The organism is Achromobacter sp. CF-sbj1-Ac2-l (assembly GCF_052698165.1).
Window position 1 is genome coordinate 5,616,034 of sequence record NZ_CP199855.1, and the last position, 11,905, is coordinate 5,627,938.

The following is an 11,905-nucleotide window of genomic DNA, read 5'->3' on the forward strand; positions in this document are numbered from 1 at the left end:
ATCCGTTCGCATTGCCAAGCGGAAGCGCGGAGCTGCCATTTCTGCAGACATTCAGGCGGAAGATGCTCAAGACCATGCGCGTTCCTACCACTCCGCAGCGCAGCCGCATGATGTCGAGCATTCGCGGAAAGAACACCCGGCCGGAACGGATACTTCGCTCCCTCCTTTTCGCCAGGGGTTTTCGATATCGACTTCATGTGCGGGGGCTGCCCGGCTCCCCCGACCTTGTGTTCCCGAAGCGCAGAGCAGTGGTGTTCGTCCATGGCTGCTTCTGGCACCGACATGAAGGCTGCCGCTACACAACCACTCCCAGGACCAATGAAGATTTCTGGCGGCAGAAATTCCAGGGAAATGTCGCTCGCGACAGGCGCCATGCGGAGATGCTCCATGCTCTCGGCTGGCGCGTGGCAGTTGTCTGGGAGTGCGCCTTGAAGCACTCGGTCGAGGAGACTGCGCAAGCGGTTGAGGAGTGGCTGCATGGCGATGAGGATGTCCTGGTGATTGGTCAGAGCATTGACTAGCCCGCTTCGGCAAGCACCGGAAGCTGTTCTCGCAGGTTTCGCGGCACTCTTCCCGCCGGCCTCTTCTGTACGGCATCACCAGCCTGCCTCCGCCTCCTCCTGCTCATCTCGTTCAGAAGACTACGAACGATCTTGGCCAGTTTGTGGGCAAGCAACGGAGGCACCGCATTGCCGACCTGGGTGTACTGCTCCGTGCGGTTGCCCGCGAAGACGTAGTTGTCGGGAAACGTCTGGAGCCGTGCTGCTTCCCTGACCGTGAGACTTCTGCATTGGGAGGGGTCGTAGTGGATGTAGTAGTGCCCGTCCTTGGCAATGTGAGCCACCACCGTGGTGGACGGTTCGTTCCTGCACTGCACGCGGAACCGATCCTTGAACGGGATCGTTTCGGATTCCCGATCGATATGCACATTGATGTGATCGGGAAGCAGCTTGGGAGGGAACACATCCAGCCGTGGGCAATATCCCCATAAATGAGCGAAGCTGGCCGAGAAAAGATAGCGAGCAAGATCGGATGCCATGTGCGCGCGCGCTTCATGCTGACAGACACCACCCAGGCTTCGGTCGTGAAGCCATTGCTGAAGCTCGGTTGGCTTCTTCGGCCTTCTGTAGCCTCGTGAAATGAAGGCGCCACCGGTCGTGGTGCTGGTGGCCGCAGCGGCAAAGGCACGCATTGTCCCGATCATGACGGACTCGTTTTCTGTCCTCCATCCCTTGACGTAAGTGGGGGCAGCCTGAACAGCCTTGCGCCATGCCTCCACTGAATCGCCACGCGACAGCTTGCTGCGGATTCGGGGAAGATCTTCAATGGCCTGTTTGACCGTGACAGGCCTTGTTACTGGTGCCAGCAACTGGTGTTGAGGCATGTCCAGCCCCTTTCTCACTCCGAGCAGAATCACGCGATGCCTGCTTTGCGGGATCCCATGGCGCTCAGAATGGATTAGGTAGTCGGTGGGTTCCAGCGAACTGCCGTCGCCCTTCTTGGTGAAGGATCGGATCTCATATTCGATCCCCTCGGTCGGCATCGAAAGATCCGCAATGATCTTCTCGAACATCGGGTCGCCGGAGTGCTTTGAGGAAAGCAGACCCTTGACATTCTCCATCACGAAGATGGTGGGCTTGTGCACCTGGATGATTCTCAGGTACTCCCTGTAGAGGAAGTGCTTTTCATCCTTGTGAAAGTCCTTGTCGTTGGCGCGTCTGGAGCGCCCCGCCAGCGAATACGCTTGGCAGGGCGGGCCGCCGATCAGCACCCAGGTTTCCTGCCCCTTCAGTGCAGCACGAATTTCCCTGTCGATACTGGCTTCGTCTGACTTGCCAAGCTCCAGGCACCTCGCCTCGGTGGCAGCATGCTCGAAGGCGCTGGCCACGGCAGGGATCCTGCGGAAAGCGGCCTCATCGATCTCGCCTCGTATGTAGCTGTAGTAGTGCTTGACGTCCTTGGTGCCACGCAAACGCCTGAACACTGCCCTGAGCGTCAGCGTGCGATGTGCGACAGCATCCTTTTCAATGGAAAGGGCGATCTCGAAGAATGGCTGCCGTTTGTGGCCCTGCAGGGAAGCAAATCCTTCCCCGAGCCCTCCTGGGCCAGCAAAAAGATCAATTATGGGAACTGGCACGCCAGCAATCCTCCCTTTGGTTCTTTCCCGAATGTGATTCGGTTGCTGATTTGGTGCACGCTCACTCTGCCTCCGGCTTCTTCTTGCTGATGCTTTCGGCGATCCACCGATCCAGCTCCGAGCGGCGAAAGCGCCAGGTTCCCCCAAGCTTGAACGCCGGAATCTCGCCTTTCTGGGCAAGGCGATAGACCGTCCGTTTCCCGGCTTTGAGGTAGGCCGCGACCTCCTCAAGCGTGAGGATCTCGCTCTCGACTTCAGTCATCCGGAAACCATCCGATCTGGCCTTTCGTAGATTACGATTGCCAAGTTTAGCCAATTCTACCAAGCTGCGGTAGGCGCTGGCCAACTCCGCAATCTCGGGAGCATTGCACGGTTGATCGCCAGCTCGCCCCGGAAATCCGGTCATGCCGTAGTTCCCATTCCCTGCGGCGCAAAGCGAGAGCGCGCCACAGCATCTGGCCATCCGCTTCAACGGGGAATGGCACGATGGGACAGACCAAACGCCGCGCATCCGCATGGCCTTCGCTGGCCGTGGTGTTGGCTGTCTCGTTCTCGACACTACAGCCTGCCGTCGCTGCCGACAGCCTCGCCTCGGAGCGTGAGCAGCTCGCCGCGCTCACCCGCCAACTCGACCTGCTCGACCGCCTCGCCGAGCACGCCGCCGGTACCGCTCCGCAGGAACGCGCCCGCTACCACTTCGACTACGCCCGACTGCGTGCCGACCTGAAGCGCGTTCGCGCCGGCCTGCAGGACTACCTCGTGCCCCAGCGCGCCCAGCCGCGCGATCCCGTCCCGCTGGCCGGCGATTACGTTCGCCGTGACCGCGCCGACGACGAGGAGCCGTCGCCATGACGCCCTCTGCCGATCAGGTCGCCGCCTTCCAGGCTAGCGGCGGCTTTGCGCCTTCGGCCGTCGCTGCCGTGGTGCTGGGCTTCGTGTTCGCCGTGTTGCTGCTGTGGGGCGTGTGGGCCATGCGCACCGCCTACGTCGGTTGGGCCGAGCACCGCATCACCGAGCGTCAGTTCCTCGCCGTCGTCGTGCGCTTCGTGGCGATGTATCTGGTGCTGACCTTCTTTCTCCTCTCCTGACCGTCACGAAGGGCCATACGCCATGAACACTCCAACGACATCCCATCGCATTCCGTCCCGCATCGCCGCTCCGCTGCTGCCGCTGGCGCTCGCGGGCCTGCCGCTGTCGACCTTCGCGCAAGGCCTGCCGACCATGGAGGACCCTTCGCGCGGCCAGGGCAGCGGCATCCTGCAGACCTTGCAGAACTACGGCTACGACATCGTGCTGCTGATCGCGCTGCTCGTGGTCGCCTCGATGTTCGTCGGTGTCTGCTATCACGCCTACACGCGCTACTCGGAGATCCACACCGGCCGCGCCACCTGGGGCCAGTTCGGCCTGACGGTCGCCGTGGGCGCGATCCTGCTGGTGGTCGGCATCTGGCTGCTCACCAAGGCCACCGGCGTGCTGTGAGGGCGGCAAACGATGGCCGTCCCCTTGGAGATCCCGCGCGACACGCTGGTGACCTTCCTGCCGCACCGGCTGAACCGCCAGCCCGTGGTCGTGCGCGGGCTGACCGCCGACGAGTTGTGGATCTGCGCCGGCCTGTCGGCCGCAGCCGGGTTCGCGCTCGGCCTGCCGGTGGCCTGGCTCACGCACAGCATCGCCATGGTGCCCACGCTGATCGTCGCCGGCATCGCGTTGGGCGTCTTCGTCGGCGGTGGCTTCCTGCGCGCGCAGAAGCGCGGCCGGCCCGACACCTGGCTGTACCGGCAGCTCCAGTGGCGGCTGTCCCTGCGGCATCCGGCGCTGGCAGCGCTCCTGGGCGGCCAGCGCCTCATCACCCGCTCGGGCTACTGGACGACCCGGCGCAACGCCGATCGAGGTGCGCCATGAGCCGTTTCAAGAACGAGGTTGCGCACCTGCAGGCGCACGTGAAGACGCTGCGTATGGGGGCCGGCGCGTTGTTCGTGGTGGCGCTGCTGCTCGGCTTCGGCTGGTGGAGCGCGCCGAAGAGTCTCACCATCCATGTGCCGCCGGACTTGCGCTCGGGCAGCACGCGCAAGTGGTGGGACGTGCCACCCGAGAGCGTGTATGCCTTCTCGTTCTACATCTGGCAGCAGGTGCAGCGCTGGCCCACGAACGGCGAAGAAGACTATCCGCGCAACCTGCGCGCGCTGTCGGCCTACCTGACGCCGAGCTGCCGGGCCTTCCTGCAGCAGGACTACGAGTACCGGCGCGCCAGTGGCGAGCTGCGTCAGCGCGTGCGTGGCATCTACGAGATTCCCGGCCGCGGCTACGGCGATGATCCGGCCACGCGGGTCAAGGTGCTCTCCGACCGCGATTGGATCGTCACGCTCGACGTGAGCGCGGACGAATACTACGGCTCCGAGCAGGTCAAGCGCGCCCTGGTGCGCTACCCCATCAAGGTCGTCCGGCTGGACATCGACCCCGAGCGCAACCCCTTCGGCCTGGCGCTGGACTGCTACGCCGGCGCACCCCAGCGCATCGAACCGCCGCCGACGCCGCCCCAGGCCGGCGCGCCCGCCAACGCCTCCGGCCACCTGCAGGGAGACTCTCCATGAAGCCCATTGCCTTGTCGGCCCTGGCCGGCGTCCTGCTGATCCTCGGTTTCGTACCGGCCAGCCAGGCCGTGGAAATCCTGCGCTGGGAGCGCCTGCCCCTGCCGGTGCCGCTGGTGGTCGGCCAGGAGCGCGTGGTCTTCATCGACCGCAATGTGCGCGTCGGCGTGCCGGCCAGCGTCGGCGATCACCTGCGCGTGCAGAGTGCGGGCGGCGCGATCTACCTGCGGGCGAGCGAGCCGATTCCGCCCACGCGGCTGCAACTGCAGGACGTGGAATCCGGCGCGCTGATCCTGCTCGACATCGCCGCCGATCCGGCGAAGGACGGCCAGGCGCCGCTGGAGCCGGTGCGCATCGTGGAAGCGGAAGCCCCCGCGAAGCGCTACGGCGGCAGTGCAGCAAGCGGTGCGGACGAGCGGGCCGATGCGCCCGCGGACAAACCCGTTCCCCGGCGCGAAACGCCGGTACCGGTCGTGCTGACGCGCCATGCCGCACAGAACCTGTACGCGCCGCTGCGCACCGTCGAGCCGGTCGCCGGCATCGGGCGCGTAAACCTGCGCCGCGGCCTCGCGCTGGACACCTTGCTGCCGACGCTGCCGGTGCACGCACGGGCACTGGCCGCGTGGCGCCTGGAAGACCAGTGGGTGACGGCCGTGCGGCTCACCAATACCTCGGCGCGCTGGCTCGACCTCGACCCGCGCGCCCTGCAGGGGAACTTCGTGGCGGCGACCTTCCAGCATCCGAACCTGGGGCCGGCTGGCACCCCGTCCGACACCACGGTGCTCTACCTGGTCACGCGCGGCCACGGCCTGGCCGAGTCGCTGCTGCCGGCGCTGAGCCCGATCGACGCCACCGTGAACCTGCCGCCGGCCGCCGCGGCCGGCTCGACCGGAGGAGCGCGCGATGAAAAGTAATCCGCTGCTCAAGTGGCTGCTGATCCCGATGGCGCTGCTGCTGGTGTTCGTCGGCATCAAGCTGTTCTCCGGCGCCCCCGGCGGCCAGCCCGCCCCCAAGGGCGCGGCCAGTACGCTCACGCCCGATGAGATGAAAGCCCTGGGCATCGCAGGCGACACGCCGCGCGATACCGTCGCCACGCTGGTGGCCCAGGTGAAGCAGTTGCGCACCGAGCTGCAGAGCGCGCTCGGCGACAACAAGCAGCACAAGGCCGAGAACGAGCGCCTGCGTGCGCGGGAAAGCGCGATCGACCAACGCATCCAGGGCGCGCTGGAAGGCGAACGCAACCGCCTGGAGCAGGAGCGCACCCAGGTGGCCAGCGACAGGCAGCAGACTCAGGGGCTGCTGCAGGATCTGCAGCGGCAACTGGAGGGCCTTTCCGGTAAGGGTGGCTCGTCCGACCTGCCCGTCGGGCTGGGGCTGGAAGAGGGTGACGGCCAGCGCTTCAACCGCGGCGTCGGTGGCACGCAGTGGGTCGAGCCCGACGATGCCAAGGTCGACGCCAGGAACGGCAGCAAGGACCCGAGCTTTCCCCTGAGCTTCGGGCCAGCCCAGAAAAGCCTGTCGGCCGCAGTGGAATCCGTCGCCGACGTCGGCAGCCGCGCGGTGGGCGCATCCACGAAGGCTGTCTACACCGTGCCGTCGAACTCGACGCTCATGGGGTCGATTGCCATGACGGCGCTGATCGGGCGCGTGCCGATCGATGGAACCGTGAACGACCCGTACCCGTTCAAGGTGCTGATCGGCCCGGACAACCTCACGGCCAACGGCATCGACATCCCCGACGTGGCCGGCGCCGTGGTCAGCGGCACGGCCTCGGGCGACTGGACGCTCTCGTGCGTGCGCGGGCAAATCCGCTCGGTCACGTTCGTGTTCCAGGACGGCACCATCCGCACGGTGCCGGAGGACAGCAGCAAGGGCGGCAGCGGCGGCAACTCGGGGCACAACGGCGCCAGCATCCAAGGCGGCCTGGGCTGGATCAGCGACCCCTACGGCATCCCCTGCGTCAGCGGCGAGCGGCGCAGCAACGCCCAGCAGTACCTGGGCAGCCAGGCGCTCATCACCGCGGCCGGCGCCGGCGCGGCCGCGCTCATCAAGTCCGACAACGGCAGCGTGGCCGTGGTCGCCAACAGCAACGGCTCGCTGGGCACCGTCGGCATCAGCGGCAACGAAGCGATGGGCCGCATCCTCGCGGGCGGCGTGCGCGACATGGCCGATTGGGTCAACAAGCTCTACGGCCAGGCCTTCGCGGCGGTCTACGTGCAGCCGGGCGCCAAGGTGGCCGTGCACCTGGAGCAGCCGCTCGACATCGACTACGACGCCAAGGGGCGTCGGGTCCACCACCGCACCGGAGAAGCCCATGCCTCGGATCTGGATTGACGCAGCCGCCGTCCTGCTGGCGGTCACCCTGCTCGGCGGCTGCGCCACCAGCAAGGAGAAGCTGCTGCCACACGGCGACAGCACCATGCTCGACATCTGGCATCAGGAGACCGGCGGCAGCGCGGGCGGCGGCCAAGCCGCGCGGCAACTGCTCGATGCGCGCCAAGGCCTGCGCCGGCCGCTGGCCGAGGCCGATGTGCAAGCGGCGCCCGGCGTTCAGGCGCGCTACACCCGTACCGCGCAGAACGAGATTTACCGCCAGTTCCACCGCCTGCCGAACCCCGACCTGGTGATGTACGTGTTCCCGCACCTGGCGGGCACCGACCCGGTGCCGGTGCCCGGCTACAGCACGGTGTTCCCGCTCTACCAGCGCGTGCAGTACGCGATGCCGGGCGAGCGCGTGGAGGACTACTGATGGCCTGGTCGCTGCCTTGGTCACGCAAGTCCGACGCATCGCCTGTTGACGCCGAGAATGCGACCGATGATGGCTGGGCACGGCACGTAACGGCCCTGGCGGCACAGGGTGTCGCCGAGCCGGGCAGCGCGCTCGGCCGGGGCCGGCGCAGGCCGGCCACCCAGGCCGATCACGATGCGCTCTATGGCGTCGCGCCGTCGTTCGCGGACTTGCTGCCCTGGGTCGAGTACCTGCCCGACACCAAGTGCATGCTGCTGGAAGATGGCCAGTCGGTGGCGGCCTTCTTCGAGCTGGCGCCGGTCGGCACCGAGGGCCGCGAGATGGCCTGGCTATGGCAGGCGCGCGATGCGCTGGAGAACGCCCTGCAGGACTCCTTCGACGAGTTGGACGACAACCCCTGGGTGGTGCAGCTCTACGCCCAGGACGAGGCCGACTGGGCCAACTATCTGCGCTCCCTGGCGAACTATCTGCAGCCGCGTGCGCAGGGAAGTGCGTTCAGCGACTTCTACCTGCGCTTCTTCGCCCATCACCTGCGGGCCATCGCCAAGCCGGGTGGCCTGTTCGAGGACACCACGGTGACGCGCCTGCCGTGGCGCGGCCAGGTCCGGCGCGTGCGCATGGTGGTCTACCGCCGCACGTCCGCGGCCTCAACCCCGCGGCGCAGCCAGTCGCCCGAGCAGGCGCTGACCACGATCTGCGACCGCCTCGCCGGCGGGCTGGCGAATGCCGGCGTGAAAGCCCGGCGTCTCGGCGCGGCGGACATCCACGCCTGGCTGCTGCGCTGGTTCAACCCGAGTCCGACCCTGCTCGGCGCCGCTGCCGAAGATCGGGATCGCTTCTACGCGCTGACCCGCTACCCGGAAGAGCGAGAGGAGGGCGAGATCGAACTCGCCAGCGGCACCGACTTCGCGCAGCGCCTGTTCTTCGGCCAGCCACGTTCGGACGTGCCCAACGGCCTGTGGTTCTTCGACGGCATGCCACATCGGGTGATCGTGATGGATCGCCTGCGCACGCCACCCGTGACGGGCCATCTGACGGGCGAGACGCGCAAAGGCGGCGATGCCATGAACGCGCTGTTCGACCAGATGCCCGAGGACACGATGATGTGTCTGACGCTGGTCGCCACGCCCCAGGACGTGCTGGAGGCACACCTCAACCACCTCGCCAGGAAGGCCGTCGGCGAGACCTTGGCCTCGGAGCAGGCCCGCCAGGACGTGCAGCAGGCGCGCAGCCTGATCGGCAGCGCGCACAAGCTCTACCGCGGCGCGCTGGCGTTCTATCTGCGCGGCCGCGACCTGGACCAGCTCGATGCGCGCGGCCTGCAGCTCGTCAACGTGATGCTCAACGCCGGCCTGCAACCGGTTCGCGAAGAGGACGAGGTGGCGCCGCTGAACAGCTATCTGCGTTGGCTGCCGTGCGTGTTCGACCCGGCGGCCGACAAGCGCCAGTGGTACACCCAGCTCATGTTCGCGCAACACGCGGCGAACCTGGCGCCGGTCTGGGGGCGCAGCCAGGGCACGGGGCATCCTGGCATCACGTTCTTCAACCGCGGCGGCGGTCCGATCACCTTCGATCCGTTGAACCGCCTCGACCGGCAGATGAACGCGCACCTGTTCCTGTTCGGTCCCACGGGTTCGGGCAAGAGCGCGACGCTCAACAACATCCTGAATCAGGTGACGGCGATCTATCGGCCGCGCCTGTTCATCGTCGAGGCGGGCAACAGCTTCGGCCTGTTCGGCGACTTCGCGGCACGGCTGGGCCTCACCGTGCATCGGGTGAAGCTCGCGCCGGGCGCGGGCGTCAGTCTGGCTCCGTTCGCCGACGCCCGGCGCCTGGTCGATACGCCGAGCCAGGTACAGACGCTGGACGCCGATGCGCTCGACGAGGATCAGACCGATGCCGGCATGGCCGTGGAAGGCGATGAGCAGCGTGACGTGCTCGGCGAGCTGGAGATCACTGCACGACTGATGATCACCGGCGGCGAGGACAAGGAAGAAGCGCGCATGACGCGCGCCGACCGCAGCCTGATCCGCCAGTGCATTCTCGATGCGGCCCAGCATTGCGTGGCGGACAAGCGCACGGTGCTCACGCGCGACGTGCGCGACGCGCTGCGCGAGCGCGCCCGCGACGCCACGCTGCCGGAGATGCGGCGCGCACGGCTGCTGGAGATGGCCGACGCCATGGATATGTTCTGCCAGGGCGTGGACGGCGAGATGTTCGACCGGTCCGGCACGCCGTGGCCCGAGGCGGACATCACCATCGTGGACCTGGCCACCTTCGCGCGCGAGGGCTACAACGCCCAACTCTCGATTGCCTACATCTCGCTCATCAACACCGTCAACAACATCGCCGAGCGCGACCAGTTCCTGGGCCGCCCGATCATCAACGTGACGGACGAAGGCCACATCATCACCAAGAACCCTCTGCTCGCGCCCTACGTGGTCAAGATCACCAAGATGTGGCGCAAGCTCGGCGCCTGGTTCTGGCTCGCCACGCAGAACCTGGACGACCTGCCGAAAGCGGCCGAGCCCATGCTCAACATGATCGAGTGGTGGATCTGCCTGTCGATGCCACCCGATGAAGTCGAGAAGATCGCGCGCTTCCGCGAACTCAACGCTTCGCAGAAGGCGCTGATGCTCTCGGCACGCAAGGAAGCCGGCAAGTTCAGCGAGGGCGTCATCCTGTCCAAGTCGATGGAGGTGCTGTTCCGCGCCGTGCCGCCCAGCCTCTACCTGGCGATGGCGATGACCGAGCCCGAGGAGAAGGCCGAACGCTTCCAGTTGATGCAGCAGCACGGCATCAGCGAACTGGATGCCGCCTTCCGCGTGGCCGAGAAGATCGACCGTGCGCGGGGCATCGAACCTCTGGCGCTGGACGCGTTGGCCTGACGGGAGCAACACGATGCGCATGCCTTCATTCGCCCGCCGTCATCCCTGGGTCGGCCTGCTGATCGTGGTGACGATTGGGGTTGCCTCGTGGATGCTGCTGCGCGCGCCGCATCCGGCGACCGAGCCCGTGTCCCTGGCCGCCGCCGGGTCCGAAGCATCGAAACCGGCCGGCCCGCCCTGGCTGTATGGCCGTGCCGATGCGCGCTTCACGGTGGTCGGGTACGCCGACCTGGAGTGTCCGTACTGCCGGGCCTACTTCCCCGCGCTCAAGCGCTGGATCGACGCCCATCCCGAGGTGAAGTGGCAGTGGCACCACCTGCCGCTGTCCATGCACGAGCCGGCCGCGACCGCCGGGGCACGCCTGGCCGAGTGCGCGGGCGAGACCGGCGGACATGCCACGTTCTGGCAAGCCGTGGCGTGGCTCTACGCGCACACCCGTGGCGACGGCCAGGGCCTGCCGGAGGGCCTGCGCTATCCCGACGTCACGCCAACCATGCAGAGTTGTCTCGACAGCGATCGCCCCGATGCCGTCATCCGTGCCCAGGCGGCGGAAGCAGCACAGCAGGGCATCGCGGCCACGCCGGCCCTGCAACTGCGCGACCGGGAGTCCGGCAAGACCCTCCTGCTGCACGGCTCCGTCGAAGGCGATGCTTTGCTGTCGGCCATCGACCTGCTCGCTGCCGGCAGCACGACCGCAGCCGAACCCGCCGATTCCCCAGACATGCCCGCCGGCGTTGCCGGTGACATGCCCAGGTAGCCATCGATCTTCAAGGCTGCGGCGCGGCTTGTCCGCGTTGATCGAAACCCGTTCGCATCGCATCCATTGACGCGAACAGCCACCGCATCCGCGGCGGTGGATGCCCGCTCGTCACCCGTTCCATCCCCATCGTCCCCAGGAGGGTTTGCCCTCCAGGGGCAGGCGCCCTCCGATCTCATCCATTGGAGGTTCGCCATGTCTCTCGTCATCGCCGACTCCCGCCCGGAGTCGCTCACCCTGATCGCCGCCCAGCACGAAGACTGGATCATCCGGCAGGCCATCACCCTGCTGGAGAACCGTGTGTTCAAGGCCGGTCCAGCGCTGGGCAGTCCCGCCGCCGTGCGCGACTACCTGCGCCTGAAACTGGTTGCGGAGCCGAACGAAATCTTCGCCGTCGTGTTTCTCGACAACCAGCACCAGGTGCTCGCCTTTGAGCCGCTGTTCAAGGGCACGGTCGACCAGACTTCGGTGTATCCGAGGGTGGTGGTCCAGCGTGCGCTGGCGCTCAACGCCTCGGCGCTGATCCTGGCGCATCAGCACCCCTCGGGGACCACCGAGCCATCGGCCGCTGATCGTGCGATCACCGAGCGGCTGAAGAGCGCCCTGGCCACCGTCGATGTCCGGGTGCTGGACCACTTCATCGTCGGCAAGGGCAGCCCGTACTCGTTCGCCGAAGCCGGCTTGCTGTAGCAGCACCACCCCACGCGCATTCATTTCATCACCACGGGAGCCCTCGGCTCCCGTTTCCTTTCGCCGGTGCGCAGAAAATCGGGACTGACCGGTTTC

At 66.8% G+C, this 11,905-nt stretch carries 14 protein-coding genes; 12 read left to right on the forward strand and 2 right to left on the reverse strand.

Features of this window, described 5'->3' with window-relative positions:
* The first annotated feature begins 62 nt into the window (after positions 1 to 62).
* Complete coding sequence (locus tag ACUDCK_RS25710; protein ID WP_009397211.1) at positions 63 to 521, forward strand: very short patch repair endonuclease; 459 nt, start codon at positions 63 to 65, stop codon at positions 519 to 521.
* Here the strand turns inward: ACUDCK_RS25710 and ACUDCK_RS25715 are convergent.
* Both ACUDCK_RS25715 and ACUDCK_RS25720 read right to left on the reverse strand, forming a co-directional pair.
* Positions 518 to 2,137, reverse strand: a complete 1,620-nt coding sequence (locus ACUDCK_RS25715; RefSeq protein WP_033986594.1) for a DNA cytosine methyltransferase — start codon at positions 2,135 to 2,137, stop codon at positions 518 to 520. The genes ACUDCK_RS25710 and ACUDCK_RS25715 overlap by 4 nt on opposite strands.
* Before the next feature lie 61 nt (positions 2,138 to 2,198).
* Positions 2,199 to 2,543: a helix-turn-helix domain-containing protein gene (locus tag ACUDCK_RS25720; protein WP_445659272.1), complete on the reverse strand. Its 345-nt coding sequence runs from the start codon at positions 2,541 to 2,543 to the stop codon at positions 2,199 to 2,201.
* Between the two features lie 80 nt (positions 2,544 to 2,623).
* On the opposite strand from ACUDCK_RS25720, the gene ACUDCK_RS25725 reads away from it, so the two are divergent.
* The 11 genes from ACUDCK_RS25725 (at position 2,624) to radC (ending at position 11,809) form a co-directional block, all read left to right on the forward strand.
* Positions 2,624 to 2,989 carry an integrative conjugative element protein, RAQPRD family gene (locus tag ACUDCK_RS25725; protein ID WP_033986597.1) on the forward strand — a complete coding sequence of 122 codons (366 nt, stop codon included), beginning with the start codon at positions 2,624 to 2,626 and terminating at the stop codon, positions 2,987 to 2,989.
* Positions 2,986 to 3,225 carry a TIGR03758 family integrating conjugative element protein gene (locus ACUDCK_RS25730; protein ID WP_033986599.1) on the forward strand — a complete coding sequence of 80 codons (240 nt, stop codon included), beginning with the start codon at positions 2,986 to 2,988 and terminating at the stop codon, positions 3,223 to 3,225. The genes ACUDCK_RS25725 and ACUDCK_RS25730 overlap by 4 nt, the downstream gene beginning before the upstream one ends.
* A gap of 22 nt (positions 3,226 to 3,247) precedes the next feature.
* Positions 3,248 to 3,616, forward strand: coding sequence for a TIGR03745 family integrating conjugative element membrane protein (locus ACUDCK_RS25735; RefSeq protein ID WP_033986600.1), 369 nt, complete (start codon positions 3,248 to 3,250; stop codon positions 3,614 to 3,616).
* A 12-nt stretch (positions 3,617 to 3,628) separates the two neighbouring features.
* Positions 3,629 to 4,039, forward strand: a complete 411-nt coding sequence (locus ACUDCK_RS25740; RefSeq protein ID WP_128701154.1) for a TIGR03750 family conjugal transfer protein — start codon at positions 3,629 to 3,631, stop codon at positions 4,037 to 4,039.
* Positions 4,036 to 4,728 carry a PFL_4703 family integrating conjugative element protein gene (locus ACUDCK_RS25745; RefSeq protein WP_033986604.1) on the forward strand — a complete coding sequence of 231 codons (693 nt, stop codon included), beginning with the start codon at positions 4,036 to 4,038 and terminating at the stop codon, positions 4,726 to 4,728. The genes ACUDCK_RS25740 and ACUDCK_RS25745 overlap by 4 nt, the downstream gene beginning before the upstream one ends.
* Positions 4,725 to 5,639 carry a TIGR03749 family integrating conjugative element protein gene (locus ACUDCK_RS25750; protein WP_033986607.1) on the forward strand — a complete coding sequence of 305 codons (915 nt, stop codon included), beginning with the start codon at positions 4,725 to 4,727 and terminating at the stop codon, positions 5,637 to 5,639. Before ACUDCK_RS25745 ends, ACUDCK_RS25750 begins: the two co-directional genes overlap by 4 nt.
* Entirely contained in the window at positions 5,629 to 7,059 is a 1,431-nt protein-coding gene (locus ACUDCK_RS25755) for a TIGR03752 family integrating conjugative element protein (protein ID WP_033986608.1), read from the forward strand. The genes ACUDCK_RS25750 and ACUDCK_RS25755 overlap by 11 nt, the downstream gene beginning before the upstream one ends.
* Positions 7,040 to 7,474, forward strand: coding sequence for a TIGR03751 family conjugal transfer lipoprotein (locus ACUDCK_RS25760; protein ID WP_033986610.1), 435 nt, complete (start codon positions 7,040 to 7,042; stop codon positions 7,472 to 7,474). The genes ACUDCK_RS25755 and ACUDCK_RS25760 overlap by 20 nt, the downstream gene beginning before the upstream one ends.
* Complete coding sequence (locus ACUDCK_RS25765) at positions 7,474 to 10,362, forward strand: conjugative transfer ATPase (protein WP_128701155.1); 2,889 nt, start codon at positions 7,474 to 7,476, stop codon at positions 10,360 to 10,362. Before ACUDCK_RS25760 ends, ACUDCK_RS25765 begins: the two co-directional genes overlap by 1 nt.
* A gap of 13 nt (positions 10,363 to 10,375) precedes the next feature.
* Positions 10,376 to 11,119 (forward strand): DsbA family protein, encoded by a 744-nt coding sequence (locus ACUDCK_RS25770; RefSeq protein WP_128701156.1) that lies wholly within the window; start codon positions 10,376 to 10,378, stop codon positions 11,117 to 11,119.
* Between the two features lie 195 nt (positions 11,120 to 11,314).
* Entirely contained in the window at positions 11,315 to 11,809 is a 495-nt protein-coding gene (gene radC, locus ACUDCK_RS25775; RefSeq protein ID WP_033986616.1) for a RadC family protein, read from the forward strand.
* Positions 11,810 to 11,905 lie beyond the last annotated feature (96 nt).